This window comes from Pseudomonas protegens (assembly GCF_013407925.2).
GTDB lineage: Bacteria > Pseudomonadota > Gammaproteobacteria > Pseudomonadales > Pseudomonadaceae > Aquipseudomonas > Aquipseudomonas fluorescens_AP.
Genome location: NZ_CP060201.1, coordinates 3813820 through 3832139, shown reverse-complemented (window position 1 = coordinate 3832139; position 18320 = coordinate 3813820). Strand labels below are relative to the sequence as shown.

The window sequence follows — 18320 nt, the reverse complement described above, 5'->3', positions numbered from 1 at the left end:
TTGGGCAGCGGCTACAGTTCTGCAACTTGCACATCCCCTTCGCCCCAGAGCCCATCAGCACCTACACCTGTAGGAGCCCGCTGGCTGGCGAAACGCGCCAGCCCGCTCGCGCGCCTCACAAGGAGGTCCTCCATGTTCGACTTTCACCCCCAGCTCAAGCAGCGCTTCGCTGCCTTGCGCACGGGCGCCGAATTCTTTTCCCTGCGCTATGTGCGCGAGTCGAACCAGTACCTGTCGGTACGCAAGAACATTGCCGAACCACCGAGCCTGGGCCGTGACGAAGGGGCGATGCTGACCGTGCGGGTACGTGGCGTGGAAGCCTACGCCGCCACCAACGACCTGTCGCCACGCGGCCTGCAAGCCGCCCTCGACCGCGCCGAACAACAGGCCCGGGTGATTGCCGCCCATGCCCTGCTGGACCTGCGCGAGCAGCCGGTGTCCAGCCAGCGTGGGGACTACTTCTCGCCCAACCTCGACCAGCCCTTCCCCTCCCTCAGCGACTGCTACCAGTTGCTGGGCGACGAGTCGGCCTCGGTGCCCAAGGATGAACGCCTGGTGAACTGGCAAGTGGGCATCGGCGTGACCCAGGTCGAGCAGATCTACCTCAACAGCGCCGGCGCCGAGCTGCGCCAGGCCCAGCGCTTCGTCTACCCGGGCCTGGACGTGACCGCCTACGACGGCAGCGACAGCCAGACCCGCAGCCTGGGCCGGGAAAACTTCGGCCAGCAGGGCGCCGGCGATGTGATCAGCCGCTGCGGCCTGCTGGGCGCCGCGCCCCGGGTGGCCGACCAGGCCCTGCAACTGCTGCTGGCGCCGAACACCCCGCCAGGCCAGCGGGACCTGCTGCTGATGCCGGACCAGATGATGCTGCAGATCCACGAATCCATCGGCCACCCCCTGGAGCTGGACCGCATTCTCGGCGACGAGCGCAACTACGCCGGCACCAGCTTCGTCAAACAGGAGGATTTCGGCCGCCTGCAATACGGCTCGGCGCTGCTCAACGTGACCTTCGACCCACAGATTCCCGAGGAGCTGGCCAGCTATGGCCATGACGACGACGGCACGGCGGCGAGCAAACAGTTCCTGATCCGCGAAGGCCTGCTGGTGCGGCCGCTGGGCAGCGCCCTGTCGCAATACCGCAGCGGCCTCGACGGCGTGGCCAACAGCCGCGCCAGCAGCTGGAACCGCGCGCCCATCGATCGCATGGCCAACCTCAATATCGAACCCGGCGACCAGCCTCTGGAACGCCTGATCGGCCAGATCGAGCACGGCATCCTGATGTCCACCAACCGCTCCTGGTCCATCGACGATGCGCGCAACAAGTTCCAGTTCGGCTGCGAATGGGGCCAACTGATCGAGAACGGCGAACTCAAGGGCGTGGTCAAGAACCCCAACTACCGGGGCATTTCCGCGCAGTTCTGGCGCAACCTCAGCGCGGTGGGCGATCGCAGCACCTTCCAGGTCCTGGGCACGCCCAACTGCGGCAAGGGCGAACCCAACCAGGTGATTCGCGTGGGCCATGCTTCGCCGGCCTGCGTGTTCAGCAAGATTGACGTATTTGGAGGAGACGCCTGATGACCAGGACGATGAATCAGGCCGAGCAGTTCAAGGACCTGGTGCAATGGCTGCAGGAGGCAATCAGGGCGCCGGAGCAGTTCACCCTCAGCTACTCGGCCGAAGCCTCGGAGTTCATCCGTTTCAACCACGCCAAGGTGCGCCAGGCCGGGCAGGTGCAACAGGCCAGCCTGCGTTTCAAGCTGATCGACGAGGGGCGTCACGCCGACCTGGACATCACCCTGAGCAATGACCCCGAGGTCGATCGCCAGCGCCTGGCCGAGGGCTTGCACCAGCTGCGGGACACCCTGGCGCTGCTGCCGGTGGACCCCTACCTGATGCTCAATCACAGCCAGTGGCAATCCCATCACGTACAGGAACACCCACTGCCCGGCAGCGAGCAGGTGGTGGCGCAGATCGGCCGCGCGGCGGCGGGCCTGGATCTGGTGGGCATCTACGCCGCCGGGCCCATCAGTCGCGGCTTCGCCAGCTCCGCCGGGGCTTTCGGCTGGCACCAGGCCAACAGCTTCAATTTCGACTTCAGCCTGTTCCACGCCAACGGCGAAGCGGTGAAGGCCAGCTATGCCGGACACGCCTGGGACAGCGACGCCTTTGCCCAGCGCTTCGATCAGGCCCGCCAGCAACTGGAGTTCCTCGGTCGCCCGCTGCGCACCCTGGCGCCCGGGCAGTACCGGGCCTACCTGGCACCGGCGGCCCTGGAGGAGATCATGGGCATGCTGGCCTGGGGCGGTTTCTCGGCCCAATCGATTGCCAGCAAGCACAGCCCCTTGCAGAAACTCTATGCCGGTGACGCCGCCCTGAGCCCGCAGGTATCACTCGACGAACAGGTCAGCGGCTCCCTGAGCCCGGCGTTTTCCGACGAAGGCTATCCGCGCAGCGACCTGTCGCTGATCGCCCGGGGCGCGGCCAATGACCGCTTGATCAACTCCCGCAGCGCCGCCGAATACGGCCTGAGCAGCAACGGCGCCGGCAATGGCGAGTACCCCAGCGCGCTGAGCATGGCGGCGGGCCAGTTGCCCCGGCAGGAGATCCTCAAGCAACTGGGCACCGGCCTGTACATCAGCAACCTGTGGTACCTGAACTACTCGGACCTGCCGGCGGCACGACTGACCGGCATGACCCGCTTCGCCACCTTCTGGGTGGAAAACGGCGAGATCCAGGCCCCGGTCAGCACCATGCGTTTCGACGACAGCGTCTACAGCCTGCTGGGTTCGCAACTGGAGGCCCTGACCGAACAGCGCGAACTGCTGCTCTCCGCCAGTACCTACGGCCAGCGCCAGACGGCTTCGATGCACTTGCCCGGAGCACTGATCAGCCGCCTGACCCTGACCTTGTGAAATCAGCCTCAAGCTGCAAGCCACAAGCTTGCAGCCTGAGGCTGGCCACTTAACGCTGCCCTGACTGAGGTCCCATGCCCGAACGCTCGCCGCTCGACGCCACCACTGCCCGCTGGCTGCCCTGGGTGGTGGCCATCGCCTTCTTCATGCAGTCCCTGGACGGCACCATCCTCAACACCGCACTGCCGACCATGGCCCAGGACCTGGCGGAAGACCCGCTGCGCATGCAGGGGGTGATCATCGCCTACATGCTCACCGTGGCCCTGCTGATCCCGGCCTCGGGCTGGATCGCCGACCGCTTCGGCACCAAGAAGATCTTCTTCGGCGCCATCTTGCTGTTCAGCATCGGTTCGCTGCTGTGCGCCCTGTCCAACACCCTGAGCCAACTGATCGGCGCCCGGGTGATCCAGGGCCTGGGCGGAGCACTGATGCTGCCGGTGGGGCGGCTGGTGGTGCTGCGGGCCTACCCGCGCTCGGAGCTGGTGCGGATCATGGGCTTCATTACCATTCCGGGGCTTTTGGGGCCGTTGATCGGCCCGACCATGGGCGGCTGGATGGTGCAGTACCTGACCTGGCACTGGATCTTCCTGATCAACCTGCCGGTGGGGGCCGTGGGCTGCTACGCGGTATGGCGCTTCATTCCCGACCTGCGGGGCAGCGAGCGCACGCGCTTCGACGGCCTGGGCTTTGTGCTGTTCGGCGCGGCGATGGTGCTGATCACCATTGCCATGGAAGGCCTGGGTGAACTGCACCTGCCGCACCTGCGGGTGATGCTGCTGCTGTTTGGCGGCCTGGCCTGCCTGGCGGCCTACTGGCTGCGGGCCGGACATGTGGACAACCCGCTGTTCGCCCCGTCGCTGTTCAAGGTACGGACCTTTGCCGTGGGCATCCTCGGCAACCTGTTCGCCCGCCTCGGCAGCGGCGCCCTGCCGTTCCTGGTGCCGCTGCTGCTGCAGGTGGCCCTGGGCTACTCGCCGTCCCAGGCCGGGATGAGCATGCTGCCCCTGGCCGCCGCGGCCATGGTGGCCAAGTCCATTGCCCGCCCCCTGATCGAGCGCCTGGGCTACCGCATCGTGCTGACCGGCAACACCCTGGCCCTGGGCCTGATGCTGGCGAGCATGGGCCTGGTCAGCGAACAGACGCCCTACCCGCTGCTGCTGGCCATGCTGGCGGTGCTGGGGGCAATCAACTCGCTGCAGTTCACGGCGATGAACACCGTGACCCTGATCGACCTCGACGACGCCGCCGCCAGCAGCGGCAACAGCCTGCTGTCGGTGGTGGCGCAACTGTCCCTGAGCCTCGGGGTGGCCTGTGCCGGTGCGCTGCTGGGGGGCTTTACCGCGCAAGTGGGCAATGACGGCGTGGACACCGTGCTCGGTGCCTTCCAGCTGACCTTCCTCACCGTGGGCATCATGGCGATGCTGGCGGCGGCGATCTTCCTCCAGCTGTCGCCCACCGATGGCCGAAGGGCGCGCAAGGTCGAAGAGCAGCACATCGAGCATTGAGCCGCACACCTCCCTGCGCGGTTGCTCGTCCAGAATTTGCAGGTTGTGGGAGCGGGACTGATACACTGCGCGACATTTTGTTTTGCAGGCCAGTCCCGTGACCACCATCGCCACCGCTTTTAATACTTTGCCCCTGTCTCCCGCCATGCTGGCTAACCTCGACTCCCTCGGGTATGCCCAGATGACGCCGATCCAGGCGCAGAGCTTGCCGGTGATCCTCAAGGGCATGGACCTGATCGCCCAGGCCAAGACCGGCAGCGGCAAGACCGCGGCCTTCGGCATCGGCCTGCTGAACCCGATCAACCCGCGCTACTTCGGCTGCCAGGCCCTGGTGATCTGCCCGACCCGCGAGCTGGCCGACCAGGTGGCCAAGGAAATCCGGCGCCTGGCCCGTGCCGAAGACAACATCAAGGTCCTGACCCTGTGCGGCGGCGTGTCCTTCGGCCCGCAGATCGCTTCACTGGAACACGGCGCCCACATCATCGTTGGCACCCCGGGGCGTATCCAGCAACACCTGCGCAAGGGTTCGCTGGTGCTTGATGGCCTGAACACGCTGATCCTCGACGAAGCCGACCGCATGCTCGACATGGGCTTCTACGACGCCATCGAAGACATCATCGAAAAGACCCCGTCGCGCCGGCAGACCCTGCTGTTCTCCGCCACCTACCCGGTGGGCATCAAGCAACTGGCGTCGAAGTTCATGCGTGATCCGCAGACGGTGAAAGCCGAAGCGTTCCACGACGACACGCAGATCGAACAGCGTTTCTACGAGATTTCCCCGGAAGAACGCATGAGCGCAGTGACCAAAGTCCTGCACCACTTCCGCCCGGCTTCCTGCGTCGCTTTCTGCTTCACCAAGCAGCAAGTGCAGGAAACCGTCGATCACCTGACCTCCAAAGGCATTTCCGCCGTCGGCCTGCACGGCGATCTGGAACAGCGTGACCGCGATCAGGTACTGGCGATGTTCGCCAACCGCAGTACTTCGGTACTGGTCGCCACCGACGTGGCCGCCCGTGGCCTGGACATCGATGCGCTGGACATGGTGATCAACGTCGAGCTGGCCCGCGATTCGGAAATCCACATTCACCGCGTTGGCCGTACCGGTCGCGCTGGCGAAAAAGGTATCGCGGTCAGCCTCGTCGCACCGTCCGAAGCCCATCGCGCGCAAGCCATCGAACAGCTGCAGAAAGCCCCGCTGAACTGGGATCAGATCGACAACCTCAAGTCCCAGGGCGGCGCCCCGCTGCAACCACCGATGAGCACGCTGTGCATCGCGGGCGGGCGCAAGGACAAAGTGCGTCCGGGCGATATTCTCGGTGCACTGACTGGCGACGCCGGCATCCCGGGCGCCCAGGTCGGCAAGATCGCGATCTTCGACTTCCAGTCGTATGTGGCGGTTGAACGCACCGTGGTCATGCAAGCGCTGCAACGTTTGAACAACGGCAAGATCAAGGGCCGTTCGCTGCGCGTGCGCGTCCTCTAACCCCATCGCCCCTACACAAATTTGTGCGAGGACACCGTTTTGCGTTCTACCCAAGTCGTGATCATCGGCGCCGGCGCGGCCGGCCTGATGTGCGCCCTGACCGCGGCCGGCCGCGGTCGCCAGGTCTTGCTGCTGGACCACGCCAACAAGGCCGGCAAGAAGATCCTGATGTCCGGCGGCGGCCGCTGCAATTTCACCAATATGTACACCGAGCCGGCCAACTTCCTCTCGCAGAACCCGCATTTCTGCAAATCGGCCCTGGCCCGCTACACCCAGTGGGACTTCATCGGCCTGGTGGCCAAGCACGGCGTGCCCTACCACGAGAAGAAACTCGGCCAGCTGTTCTGCGATAACAAGTCCAGCGACATCCTCGGCATGCTCCTCGACGAGTGCGATCAGGTGGGCGTGGAACTGCGCCTGGACACCTCGATCCAGCAGATCGAGAAACTGGAGTCGGGCTATCTGTTGCAGACCACCCTGGGCGCCGTGCAGTGCCAGTCCCTGGTGATCGCCACCGGCGGCCTGTCGATTCCGACCCTGGGCGCTACCGGTTTTGGCTATCAGGTGGCCAAGCAGTTCGGCCACGAGCTGCTGCCGACCCGCGCCGGCCTGGTGCCGTTCACCATCACCGACCAGCTCAAGGAACTGTGCGGCGAGCTGTCGGGCACCTCGGTGGACTGCCTGGTGAGCTGCAACGGGCAGAGTTTCCGCGAAAACATCCTGTTCACCCACCGCGGCCTCAGCGGCCCGGCGATCCTGCAGATTTCCTCCTACTGGCAGCCCGGCGACGCCGTCGAGATCAACCTGCTGCCGGACCACGACGCCCTGGGCTGGCTGCAACAGCAGCAGGCCGAGCGCCCCAACAGCGAGCTGAAAACCCTGCTGGGGGAAATCTTCACCAAGAAGATGGCCGGGCTGCTGGCCGAGCACTGGTTCGTCTCCAAGCCGATGAAGCAATACACCCCGGCGGAACTGGCGGACGTGGCGCAGAAACTCGGCAGCTGGCAGCTGGTGCCGGCGGGCACCGAGGGCTACCGCACCGCCGAAGTGACCCTGGGCGGGGTCGACACTCGCGAAGTGTCGTCCAAGACCCTGGAATCGCTGAAGAGCCCGGGGCTGTATTTCATCGGTGAAGTGCTGGACGTCACTGGCCACCTGGGGGGCTTCAACTTCCAGTGGGCCTGGGCCTCGGGTTACGCGGCGGCGCAGTACGTCTGAGCCGCTGCGTGTCCCTGTAGCCGCTGCCGCAGGCTGCGAACGACCCGAAGGGGCGCGGCGATCCAAAGTCCGCTGAGGTCCTGCGGACCTGTCGCAGCCTGCGGCAGCGGCTACAGATGCCCGACCGGCAACGGCAACAGAATTTGCTGGCAGATGTGACGGCGGCATTGCGCCGTCGTCAATACTGGCTCAATTTAGCTGCATCGCCCCGGAAGGCCTGTCCCACTCCATGTCATCGACTTCTTTTCGTCAGTCTCTGCGCCGTCTCTGGGCGCTGGATAAATTCAGCTACAGCGTGCGGGTGTTCATCGCCCTGACCGGCAGCATGGCGCTGTGCTGGTATCAGGATGAGATGGGCCTGTTGATCCCGCTGTTCCTCGGCATCATCGCCAGCGCCCTGGCGGAAACCGACGACAGCTGGCAAGGCCGGCTCAATGCCCTGGCCGTGACCCTGGTGTGCTTCAGCATCGCCGCGCTGTCGGTGGAGCTGCTGTTCCCCTACCCCTGGATCTTCGCCATCGCCCTGGCCCTGGCCAGCTTCGGCCTGACCATGCTCGGGGCGCTGGGCGAACGCTACGGCGCCATTGCCTCGGCGACCCTGATTCTCTCGGTCTACACCATGATCGGCGTCGATCAGCGCGGCGGCGCAGTGATCGATTTCTGGCACGAGCCGGTGCTGCTGGTGGCCGGCGCCGCCTGGTATGGCCTGCTCTCGGTGCTGTGGCAGGCGCTGTTTTCCAACCAGCCGGTGCAGCAGAGCCTGGCCCGGCTGTTCCGCGAGCTGGGTTTCTACCTCAAGCTCAAGTCGTCGCTGTTCGAACCGATCCGCCAGCTGGATGTGGAGGCCCGGCGCCTGGAGCTGGCCCAGCAGAACGGCAAGGTGGTGGCGGCCCTCAACGCGGCCAAGGAGATCATCCTGCACCGGGTCGGCAATGGTCGGCCGGGGTCGAAGGTCAGCCGCTATTTGAAGCTGTACTTCCTGGCCCAGGACATCCACGAACGCGCCAGCTCGTCCCATTACCCGTACAACGCCCTGGCCGACGCCTTCTTCCACAGCGACGTGCTGTTCCGCTGCCAGCGCCTGCTGCGCCAGCAAGGCAAGGCCTGCCGCGCCCTGGCCGAATCCATCCAGTTGCGCCAGCCCTTCGTCTATGACGCCAGCTTCGCCGAAGCCCTGGGCGATCTGCATGCCTCCCTGGAGCACTTGCGCATCCAGAGCAACCCGGCCTGGCGCGGACTGTTGCGTTCGCTGCGGGCCCTGGCGGCCAACCTCGGCACCCTCGACCGCCTGCTCAGCGACGCCAGCAACCCCGATGCCCTGGCCGACGCCACCGACAGCAGCCTGCTGGATCGCTCGCCGCGCAACCTCAAGGATGTCTGGACCCGCCTGCGCACCCAGCTGACGCCGACGTCGCTGCTGTTCCGCCATGCCCTGCGCCTGCCCCTGGCGCTGAGCATCGGCTACGGCATGGTGCACTTGATCCACCCGTCCCAGGGCTACTGGATCATCCTCACCACGCTGTTCGTCTGCCAGCCCAACTATGGCGCCACCCGGCGCAAGCTGGGCCAGCGGATCGTCGGCACCGCCATCGGCCTGACCATCGCCTGGGCGCTGTTCGACCTGTTCCCCAGCCCCTTGGTGCAATCGTGTTTCGCCATTGCCGCCGGGGTGGTGTTCTTTACCAACCGCACCACCCGCTACACCCTGGCCACCGCCGCCATCACCCTGATGGTGCTGTTCTGCTTCAACCAGGTGGGCGACGGTTACGGGCTGTTCCTGCCGCGGCTGTTCGATACCCTGCTGGGCAGCCTGATCGCCGGATTGGCGGTGTTCCTGTTCCTGCCGGATTGGCAGGGCCGACGCCTGAACAAGGTGCTGGCCAACACCCTGACCTGCAACAGCATCTACCTGCGCCAGATCATGCAGCAGTACGCCGCCGGCAAGAGCGACGACCTGGCCTACCGCCTGGCCCGGCGCAACGCCCACAACGCCGACGCGGCGCTGTCCACCACCCTGGCCAACATGCTCATGGAGCCGGGGCATTTCCGTAAGGAGGCCGACGTGGGTTTCCGCTTCCTGGTGCTGTCCCACACCCTGCTCAGCTACCTGTCGGGCTTGGGCGCGCACCGGGAAACCCGGCTGCCGGACGAGGTTCGCGAACAGCTGATCAATGGCGCGGGCGTCAGCCTGGCGGCGAGCATCGACGAAATCGCCCAGGGGCTGGCCAACAAGACCCCGATCGCCATCCAGAGTGATGCCGAGGAAGCGCTGGCCAATGAGCTGGAGCAGATGCCGGACGAGATCGACGAAGGCCAGCGCCTGGTGCAGACCCAACTGGCGCTGATCTGCCGTCAACTGGGCCCATTGCGGACCCTGGCGGCGCACCTGATCAAAGACACCAGCGACACCGCAAAACCCTAGGAGCCGGCTTGCCGGCGAAAGGGGCCTGAGGACTTACCCAGCATTCAGGGCCGCGTTCGCTGGCAAGCCAGCTCCTACAGCCAGCCTCCTGCTCGTTTACATGCCGTGCTGGCGCAGCAGGCGGTCGTAGCTGCCGTCGGCCTTCATGGCGGCGATCTCCCGGTCGAACCGCGCCACGATCTGCGCATGCTCGGGATTCTTCAGGCTCACCAGGATATGCAGGCTGTTCTCGCTCAACGGCTTGGGCAGGAACTCCACGGCGTTGCGCACTCGCGGTGACTCGCGGGCCAGGTAATAACGGGCGACGTATTCATCTTCCAGGGTCAGCTTGACCCGGTCCGCCGCCAGCATGCGCACCGCCATGGCGAAGTTGTGCACCGGGACCTTCTGCAGGTCCGGGTCATTGTCGAACTCCGGGGAATAGGCGTAGCCGCGCACCACGGCCACCGGGTACTCGTGCAGTTGCTTGAGGTTGTTGTATTCCAGTGCGGCGTCCTTGCGCTTGATGAAGCGCACCCGGTTGACCATGTATTCCGAGGAGAACTGTCCCAGGTGGGTGCGCTCCTCGTTGTACCAGGCATTGACCAGCACGTCGTAGCGACCCTCGCCGATGCCCAGCAAGGCCCGGGCCCAGGGCACTTGTTCGAATTCGCTGGCATAGCCGGCGCGGGACAGTGCGGTACTGACGATGTCGGTGGCCACGCCACCATTGACCAGGGTCGCGTCGGTGAAGGGAGGCCAGGCGTCAGCGACCAGTCGCAACTTCTCCGCAAAAGCGCTGTGGCCCAGCAACAGCAATCCGATCAAGGCTAACGCTCGATGCAATCGCAGCATGCTAATAGATCCTTAGCGGGCACTGAGCCCGGCGCGTTCCAGCCCACACTCAAGGGGGGCGACCCGCGCTCGACGGCTCGCCCCAGGTCCTAACATTAGCTCATCAAAACCAATGCACAGGACTCGAAAGCAGATTACACAAAGAAGACAAACGTCGGTTAGCCGAGTAATGGCATTTTGATTCATCTCACAGAAACAACTTCTCCGTGATATCCGACAAGACATCCTCCGGCGATGTACCTAGTATTTCGCGCAGCACTTTCTAGAGGAGCTGGAAATGACCATCGAATGGGTCTGCAAGCATCACACCGATCTGGGCAAGGAGCAGCTGTACGCCATCCTGCAACTGCGTACCGAAGTCTTTGTCGTGGAACAGAAATGCCCCTATCAAGAGGTCGACGGCCGTGACCTGGAAGGCGACACCTGCCACCTGATGGCCTGGGACGGTGACCGGCTGGTGGCTTACCTGCGCCTGCTGGACCCCATCTCCCAAGGCGGTGACGTGGTCATCGGCCGCGTGCTCATCGCTGAACAAGCACGTGGCCAGGGCCTGGGCCACACCCTGATGGAACAGGCGCTGAAGCAGGCCGAACGGCATTGGCCCGACACCCCGATCTACCTCTCGGCCCAGGCGCACTTGCAGGCCTACTACAGCCGCTACGGTTTCGTGGTGGCGGGCGAGCCATACCTGGAAGACGGTATTGCCCACATCGGCATGCGCCGGCCCTGAGCCTCAGGGATAGCCCAGCACGGCCTTGATCTGCCGCAGGTTGGGCTCGATCCAGCCCTTGTCGATGGCGCCCCAGTTGTGGATCCGATAGCGCCCGGCGTGATTGCGGGCGCCGTCTTGCTGTTCGAATTCGCAGAGGATGTCCAGGTCCGCCAGGGCGGCGATGGTGTCCTGGGCGGTGCGCCGGGGCATGCCCGTGACTTCGGTGAGCGCCGGTACGCTGCTGGCCAGCCCGCTGTCGATCAGATACGCCACATACAGACGGCGGTAGAAACTGCTCTTGGTCTTGCTTACATCCATCGCCCACTCCCTATTGCCATGAATTAATCCGCCGTCCCCGCCCTGGCTTGCAAGTCGCGCCAGGTCAGGTAGACCCGCAGGTCGAACTCCAGTTGGTGATAGCCCGGCAGCATGTGCTCGCAGAGCTTGTAGAACGCCTTGTTGTGCTCCGATTCCTTGAAGTGCGCCAACTCGTGCACCACGATCATCCGCAGGAACTCCGGCGCCGCCTCCTTGAACAGCGAGGCAATGCGGATCTCCTTCTTGGCCTTGAGCTTGCCGCCCTGCACCCGGGACACCGTGGTGTGCAGGCCAAGGGCGCGATGGGTCAGGTCCAGGCGGTTGTCGAACAGCACCTTGTCGATGGCCGGCGCGTTGCGCAGGTACTCCTGCTTCAGCTCCAGGGCGTAGCTGTACAGCGCCTTGTCGCTCTGCACCGCATGCTTGTGCGGATAACGCCCTGTGAGGTAGTCCCCCAGGCGATCTTCGACGATCAGTTGACGCACTTGCTGTTGCAGGGCGACGGGATAGGCCTGGAGGTATTTGAGTGCGGTCATGGAGGGGGCAGCGCAAGGTACGAAGGGCGCCAGTGTAGCGAATTCAGGCCGACAACGCGCTCCAGTCAAAGGGCTGGGCAAACTGGCTGGCGCTGGCGGCGGTCAGCGGCCGGGCCACCAGGAACCCTTGCACGTATTCGCAACCGTTGGCCTTGAGCCATTGGTACTGCTCGTGGGTTTCCACGCCTTCGGCGATCACCAGCAAGCCGAACTGCTTGCACAGGTCGATCACGCTGCGGGCGATGGCGGCGTCCCGCGGCGACGTCAGCAGGCGGGCGATCAGGTGCCGGTCGAGCTTGAGGGTGTCCAGTTGCAGGTCGCGCAGATAGGCCAGGCAGCAACTGCCCGAGCCGAAATCGTCCAGGGCCACTCGCACCCCCAGTTGATGCAGCTGCTGCAACTGCTTGCGGGTCTCGGCCAGGTTCTGGGTCAACGCCGCCTCGGTGACCTCCACTTCCAACTGGCGCGGCTGCAAGCCATGGCGCACCAGCACCTGGCGCAGTTCATTGGCCAGATTGGGCATGCCGAACTGGGTGGCGCTGAGACTGACGCCCAGCACCAGGTCGGGGCTGAATACCTGCTCCCAGTCCTTGCGCTGGGCGGCGCCCTGTTGATAGATCCAACTGCCCAAGCGACTGATCAGCCGCGCCTCCTCCAGCAGCGGCAGGAACAGCCCCGGCGGCACATCGCCGACACTCGGGTGACGCCAGCGCAGCAGGGCTTCGAAGCCGCGCAAACGGCCATCGGCGATGGCCACCTGGGGCTGATACACCAGGGTGAATTCCTTGCGTTCCACGGCGCTGCGCACGCTCTCTTCGAGCATCAGCCGGGAACGTGCGCGGCCATTCATCTCGTGATCGTAGTAGCGGTATTGCTGGCGACCCGCGCGCTTGGCTTCGTACATGGCGATGTCCGCGGCACGCAGCAAGCCGTCCAGGTTGGAGCCGCAGTCAGGATAGATGGCGATGCCGATGCTGGCGCCCAGCACCACTTCCAGACCGTCGATCTGCTGGCTGATGGACAGGCGCTCGATCAGCCTCTCGGCGATTTTTGCCGCCTGCTCGGGAAAACTCAGCTCCAGCAGAGCGGTGAACTCATCACCGCCCATGCGCCCGAGAATGTCGAAGGAATGCAGGCACTCCTTCAACTGCTCGGACACCCAGCGCAGCACCCGATCGCCGGCGTCGTGCCCCAGGGAGTCATTGACCCGCTTGAAGCCGTCAAGATCCAGGTAGAGCAGCACCAGAGTCTTGCCCGGACGATCACCGCGCAACAGGATGTTTTCCACCGTCTGATAGAAACCGCGGCGGTTGAGCAACCCCGTGAGCGGGTCGGTGACCGCCTGATACTCCAGTTGCTGGTGCAGGTGGCGCACTTCGGACATGTCCAGCAGGGTCACCACCATGGCCTTCTGCTCGCTGGGCAAGGGTGCACAGGACAGCGCCACGCTGAGCTGCTGGCCGGGCACGGTACGCAGCAGAGCGTCATGCAGGCGATAGGTCTGCCCACGCCGATAGCAGGCCAGGAGCTCGGATTCGTTCCAGTCGGGAACATGGGGTTTTTGCAGGTAGTCGAGGAACAGCGATCCTTCCAGCTCTTTCACCTGGGCATTGAGCAAGCGCGAAACCGCCGGATTGGCGTAGCGCACCAGCCCGCCCTCATCCACCACCAGGATGCCTTCGGCAGCGTTGTCCAGCACCGAGGCGTTGAACGCCCGCGCCACTTCCAGATCGTGACTGAGCTGCTGCAGGGCCCGACGATTGCGCTGGTGCTCCAGCAGCGCCTGGACCTTGGGCTTGAGGATCTGCGGGTCGAACGGCTTGAACAGGTAATCCACCGCGCCGCTGGCATAGCCCTTGATCACCGCGTCCTGGGACTGTTCGTTGGCGGTGAGGAAGATGATCGGGGTCAAACGCGTGCGCTGGCTGCCGCGCATCAGGCGGGCCACTTCGAAACCATCCATGCCGGGCATCTGCACATCCAGCAGGACCAGATCCACTTCATGCTCGAGCAGCAGGCCCAGGGCCTCGAGTCCGGAGGCGGCGGTCATCACCCGCCAGTCCTGGCGCTGCAACAGCGCCCGCATGCTCAGGAGGTTTTCAGGATAGTCATCAACGATCAGAAGAGTGGAGTCGCCTGCGACGGCCTCCGGTTGCACGCATTCCATGCTGCTTCTCTTGTCTGTAATAAGACTGAACGGGCGAGAAAACCTGACAAATCTGTGGACCACTCTAGACCCGGATCCTGAAAAGCAGAAGCTGCCACCCTGCCATCACTTCACCAATGGCCCCGGCACCCGACTAACGGTCACAGTTATGCCGTATAAAACCCGGGGAAGATGGCATTTCGACATTTTGCTGACGTCATTTATCCGCCATACGGACATTCCAGGCGGGCGGTTCTGCGCTATAAAGACGGCCTAAGAAGCGCAGGCTAAAGCCTTCGGCGCCCTGCACCAGACACCCCTTGCGGAATCTCCAGCATGATCGACCTGGCAACCTGGAACCTCAGCGTTCCCGTCGGCAATCCGCCGGCGACCATCGACACCCCGACACTGGTCAAAGGCTTCAAGGACCGGTACTTCCACGCCGACAGCGGCACTCTGTTCTTCTGGTCACCGGTCACCGGCTCGAAAACCGAGAACGCCATCTACCCGCGCACCGAGCTGCGCGAAACCTACGCCGACGGCACTTTGCGCAACTGGACCTACCCCGAAGCCGACAACCTGCTGTACGCCACCCTGGCGGTGAACCAGGTGCCATCGTCGGGCAAGATCGTCGTGGGTCAGATTCACGCCTACAACAGCACCAAGCCCCTGGTCAAAGTGGAGTACCAGTACAAGACCAGCAAAGGCAGCGGCAATATCGTGGCCAAGGTGCGCCTGCGCCCGGACGACGAAGAGGGCCGGGTCATCACCCTGGCCGAAAACGTGCCCATGAATCGCGACTTTTCCTACCTGATCCACCTGAGTCCAGGCGGCGCCCTGGGCATCAGTGCCGCCGGCCAGCAATGGGATGGGCAGTTGAGCGCCAGCTGGCGCGACAAGCCGCTGTATTTCAAGGCCGGGGTCTATGTACAGGACAACAGCGGCTACACCAGCGAGGGCGGCAAGGTGACCTTCTCCAAGCTGGATATCGACCACAACAAAACCTAAACACCCCCTTCTTGACGGCGGCCCAGCGTATTCCCAAAGGCCCTGTTCGCTGGCAAGCCAGCTCCTGCGGAGGCGGGAATTGCGGGCACAAAAAAGCCCGCATCGCTGCGGGCTTTCCGGATGACGCTAAGGCTTAGTTGACCTTGGCGTTCAGCTCACCCTTGAGGTAGCGCTGGAACATCGCTTCCAGGGAGATCGGCTTGATCTTCGAAGCGTTGCCGGCGGTGCCGAAGGCTTCGTAACGGGCAATGCACACGTCGCGCATGGCGGTCACGGTGGCGCCGAAGAACTTGCGCGGGTCGAACTCGCTCGGGTTGGTGGCCATCAGGCGGCGCATGGCACCGGTGGACGCCAGGCGCAGGTCGGTGTCGATGTTGACCTTGCGCACGCCGTACTTGATGCCTTCGACGATTTCTTCAACCGGCACGCCGTAGGTTTCTTTGATGTCGCCGCCGTACTGGTTGATGATCGCCAGCCACTCTTGTGGAACCGAGGACGAACCGTGCATCACCAGGTGGGTGTTGGGGATGCGCTTGTGGATTTCCTTGATGCGGTCGATGGCCAGCACGTCGCCGGTAGGCGGCTTGGTGAACTTGTAGGCGCCGTGGCTGGTGCCGATGGCGATGGCCAGGGCGTCGACCTGGGTCTTCTTGACGAAGTCCGCGGCTTCTTCCGGGTCGGTCAGCATCTGGCTGTGATCCAGCACGCCTTCGGCGCCGATGCCGTCTTCTTCACCGGCCATGCCGGTTTCCAGGGAACCCAGGCAGCCCAGCTCGCCTTCCACCGACACGCCGCAGGCGTGGGCCATGGCCACGGTCTGCTGGGTGACGCGCACGTTGTATTCGTAGTCGGTCGGGGTCTTGCCGTCTTCGCCCAGGGAGCCGTCCATCATCACCGAGGAAAAGCCCAGCTGGATCGAGCGCTGGCAGACATCAGGGCTGGTACCGTGGTCCTGGTGCATGCACACCGGGATATGCGGGAATTCTTCGATCGCCGCCAGGATCAGGTGACGCAGGAACGGCGCGCCGGCGTATTTGCGGGCGCCGGCCGAAGCCTGGACGATCACCGGGGAGTCAGTCTTGTCAGCGGCTTCCATGATGGCGCGCATCTGCTCAAGGTTGTTGACGTTGAAGGCTGGAACGCCATAGCCGAATTCGGCTGCGTGGTCCAGCATCTGGCGCATGCTGATGAGTGCCATTGTGTGTGTCTCTCCCGGTCGAGGGTCGTTAATCGTGCAAGCCTGCCGTAGCGGCGACTGCTGTTCAAGTGATTGCAGATCGGGGGTCAGCCCGCTCCGTTGTATCCGTTAAAACCAAATCTCTACAGCCCTGTAGGAGCCGGCTCGCCGGCGAAAGGGGCCTTGAACCTTGCATAGGTCTGGAAGGCCGCCTTCGCTGGCAAGCCAGCTCCTACTGGGCCTTGCAGCCGCGGCCGATCAGGTCGTTGGTGGCGATCCAGTAGACCAGGCCCTCTTCGCCCTTGACGTGAAACGCCAGCATGTCGTCGCTGTACAGCGAGCCCGAACCACTGGGCTCAAGCTTCAGGCGGCGCACCTGGTCGTCGCCCCCCAGGCGCACGTCGACCGCCTTGCGGCTGTCGTCGGTGTAGCGCCACAGCACCTGGGCCTGGCTGTCGCAGGTCCAGGTGGTCCAGTTGTCAGTGGCCGGCGACTTGAGCAGGTTCAGGTTGGCGCAACCGGCCAAGGCACCCAGCATCGCCACGGCGATCAAAGCTTTCATCAATGTTCCTCGGCCGGCAGCCCAGAGGCTCCAGCGCATTGCGTTATCCGATCTGACCGGTCAAGGGCAACCCTGTTCCCTGGTCTTTGACGGTGTCTCGTACTTCTCCAGGCCTTCGGGGCCCAGGCGCTTGTTGATCACCGGCGCGGTCTCGGCCTGCCAATCGGCCTGATAACAGCCCTTGTTCGGCTCGCCCGCCTCGTCCGCCGGTTTTGCCTGCGGGGCACTGGAGCACCCCGCCAGCAACGCCACGGCGATCAACAGTGGCAACGTCTTGACCATCAGAACACTCCTTTGCCCGGCCAACGGGACTCTCAGGCCTTGGCCCGGGCTTCCAGGACTTCAACCGCTGGCAGCACCTTGCCCTCGACGAACTCGAGGAACGCGCCACCACCGGTGGAAATGTAGGAGATCTGCTGAGCCACGCCATATTTGTCGATGGCTGCCAGGGTGTCGCCACCGCCTGCGATGGAGAACGCGGCGCTGTCGGCGATGGCCTGGGCCAGCACCTGGGTGCCGTTGCCGAACTGGTCGAATTCGAACACGCCCACCGGACCGTTCCAGAGGATGGTCTTGGAGGATTTCAGCAGTTCGGCGAACTGCGCGGCGGTTTGCGGACCGATGTCGAGGATCATGTCATCGGCGGCCACGTCGGCGATCAGCTTGACGGTCGCTTCAGCGCTTTCGGCGAATTCCTTGGCCACCACCACGTCCACTGGCAGCGGCACGCTGACCTTGGCGGCGATGGCACGGGCGGTGTCCAGCAGGTCTGGCTCGTACAGCGACTTGCCCACCGGATGCCCGGCAGCAGCGAGGAAGGTGTTGGCGATGCCGCCGCCGACAATCAGCTGGTCGCAGATCTGGCTCAGGCTGTTGAGTACGTCCAGCTTGGTCGACACCTTGGAGCCGGCAACGATGGCCGCCATCGGCTTGGCCGGGTTGCCCAGGGCCTTGCCCAGTGCATCCAGTTCAGCGGCCAGCAGCGGGCCAGCGGCGGCGACTTTGGCGAACTTGGCCACGCCGTGGGTCGAGCCCTCGGCACGGTGCGCGGTGCCGAAGGCGTCCATCACGAACACGTCGCACAGGGCGGCGTATTGCTGGGCCAGTTCGTCGGCGTTCTTTTTCTCGCCCTTGTTGAAGCGCACGTTCTCGAACAGCACGACGTCGCCGGCCTTGACCTCGACGCCACCCAGGTAGTCGGCCACCAGCGGCACGTCGCGGCCCAGGGCGCGGCTCAGGTAGTCGGCCACCGGCTTGAGGCTGTTCTCGGCAGAGAACTCGCCTTCGGTCGGGCGGCCCAGGTGCGAGCAGACCATCACTGCCGCGCCCTTTTCCAGGGCCAGCTTGATGGTCGGCAGCGAAGCCAGGATCCGCGCATCGCTGGTGACAACACCGTCCTTGACTGGGACGTTGAGGTCTTCGCGGATCAGCACGCGCTTACCTTGCAGATCGAGGTCGGTCATCTTCAACACGGTCATGGGTCGCAA

At 64.4% G+C, this 18320-nt stretch carries 16 protein-coding genes; 8 read left to right on the top strand and 8 right to left on the bottom strand.

All coding sequences use genetic code 11. The features are described from left to right. The first annotated feature begins 132 nt into the window (after positions 1-132). The 6 genes from GGI48_RS17765 to yccS all read left to right on the top strand — a co-directional run bounded on the left by GGI48_RS17765 (position 133) and on the right by yccS (position 9540). Positions 133-1575, top strand: coding sequence for a TldD/PmbA family protein (locus tag GGI48_RS17765; RefSeq protein ID WP_103740372.1), 1443 nt, complete (start codon positions 133-135; stop codon positions 1573-1575). Then, complete coding sequence (locus GGI48_RS17760; RefSeq protein WP_179599397.1) at positions 1575-2912, top strand: TldD/PmbA family protein; 1338 nt, start codon at positions 1575-1577, stop codon at positions 2910-2912. Before GGI48_RS17765 ends, GGI48_RS17760 begins: the two co-directional genes overlap by 1 nt. A gap of 74 nt (positions 2913-2986) precedes the next feature. Next, a complete protein-coding gene (mdtD, locus tag GGI48_RS17755; protein ID WP_179599395.1) occupies positions 2987-4417 on the top strand; it encodes a multidrug transporter subunit MdtD in 1431 nt (476 codons plus the stop codon). Positions 4418-4562: 145 nt separating this feature from the next. Further along, positions 4563-5900: an ATP-dependent RNA helicase DbpA gene (gene dbpA, locus GGI48_RS17750; protein ID WP_233172385.1), complete on the top strand. Its 1338-nt coding sequence runs from the start codon at positions 4563-4565 to the stop codon at positions 5898-5900. Between the two features lie 39 nt (positions 5901-5939). Further along, positions 5940-7118: an NAD(P)/FAD-dependent oxidoreductase gene (locus GGI48_RS17745; RefSeq protein WP_179599393.1), complete on the top strand. Its 1179-nt coding sequence runs from the start codon at positions 5940-5942 to the stop codon at positions 7116-7118. A gap of 229 nt (positions 7119-7347) precedes the next feature. Further along, entirely contained in the window at positions 7348-9540 is a 2193-nt protein-coding gene (gene yccS, locus GGI48_RS17740) for a YccS family putative transporter (RefSeq protein WP_103740368.1), read from the top strand. Between the two features lie 96 nt (positions 9541-9636). Here yccS and GGI48_RS17735 read toward each other — a convergent pair whose 3' ends face one another. Next, the gene (locus GGI48_RS17735) at positions 9637-10374 is read right to left on the bottom strand and encodes a substrate-binding periplasmic protein (RefSeq protein ID WP_047306453.1); all 738 of its coding nucleotides are present in this window, start codon (positions 10372-10374) and stop codon (positions 9637-9639) included. Between the two features lie 277 nt (positions 10375-10651). Between GGI48_RS17735 and GGI48_RS17730 the strand changes: the two genes are divergently transcribed. Continuing rightward, a complete protein-coding gene (locus tag GGI48_RS17730) occupies positions 10652-11104 on the top strand; it encodes a GNAT family N-acetyltransferase (RefSeq protein ID WP_016966369.1) in 453 nt (150 codons plus the stop codon). A 3-nt stretch (positions 11105-11107) separates the two neighbouring features. Here the strand turns inward: GGI48_RS17730 and GGI48_RS17725 are convergent, their stop codons facing one another. Genes GGI48_RS17725 through GGI48_RS17715 form a run of 3 tightly spaced genes read right to left on the bottom strand, consistent with a single transcriptional unit; the run spans position 11108 to position 14107 of the window. Beyond that, positions 11108-11404 carry a helix-turn-helix domain-containing protein gene (locus GGI48_RS17725; protein WP_011063952.1) on the bottom strand — a complete coding sequence of 99 codons (297 nt, stop codon included), beginning with the start codon at positions 11402-11404 and terminating at the stop codon, positions 11108-11110. Positions 11405-11427: 23 nt separating this feature from the next. After that, positions 11428-11940, bottom strand: coding sequence for a M48 family metallopeptidase (locus GGI48_RS17720; RefSeq protein ID WP_016966370.1), 513 nt, complete (start codon positions 11938-11940; stop codon positions 11428-11430). Between the two features lie 43 nt (positions 11941-11983). Beyond that, positions 11984-14107, bottom strand: a complete 2124-nt coding sequence (locus GGI48_RS17715) for a bifunctional diguanylate cyclase/phosphodiesterase (protein WP_179599391.1) — start codon at positions 14105-14107, stop codon at positions 11984-11986. Between the two features lie 315 nt (positions 14108-14422). On the opposite strand from GGI48_RS17715, the gene GGI48_RS17710 reads away from it, so the two are divergent. Further along, positions 14423-15094, top strand: coding sequence for a polysaccharide lyase family 7 protein (locus GGI48_RS17710; protein WP_016966372.1), 672 nt, complete (start codon positions 14423-14425; stop codon positions 15092-15094). A gap of 133 nt (positions 15095-15227) precedes the next feature. Here the strand turns inward: GGI48_RS17710 and fba are convergent, their stop codons facing one another. From fba to GGI48_RS17690, 4 genes are all read right to left on the bottom strand, one after another. Beyond that, a complete protein-coding gene (fba, locus tag GGI48_RS17705) occupies positions 15228-16292 on the bottom strand; it encodes a class II fructose-bisphosphate aldolase (protein ID WP_003229012.1) in 1065 nt (354 codons plus the stop codon). Positions 16293-16503: 211 nt separating this feature from the next. Further along, the gene (locus GGI48_RS17700) at positions 16504-16833 is read right to left on the bottom strand and encodes an MliC family protein (protein WP_179599389.1); all 330 of its coding nucleotides are present in this window, start codon (positions 16831-16833) and stop codon (positions 16504-16506) included. A gap of 60 nt (positions 16834-16893) precedes the next feature. Beyond that, entirely contained in the window at positions 16894-17115 is a 222-nt protein-coding gene (locus GGI48_RS17695; protein ID WP_016966374.1) for a hypothetical protein, read from the bottom strand. Between the two features lie 32 nt (positions 17116-17147). Further along, positions 17148-18311, bottom strand: coding sequence for a phosphoglycerate kinase (locus GGI48_RS17690; protein WP_016966375.1), 1164 nt, complete (start codon positions 18309-18311; stop codon positions 17148-17150). Positions 18312-18320 lie beyond the last annotated feature (9 nt).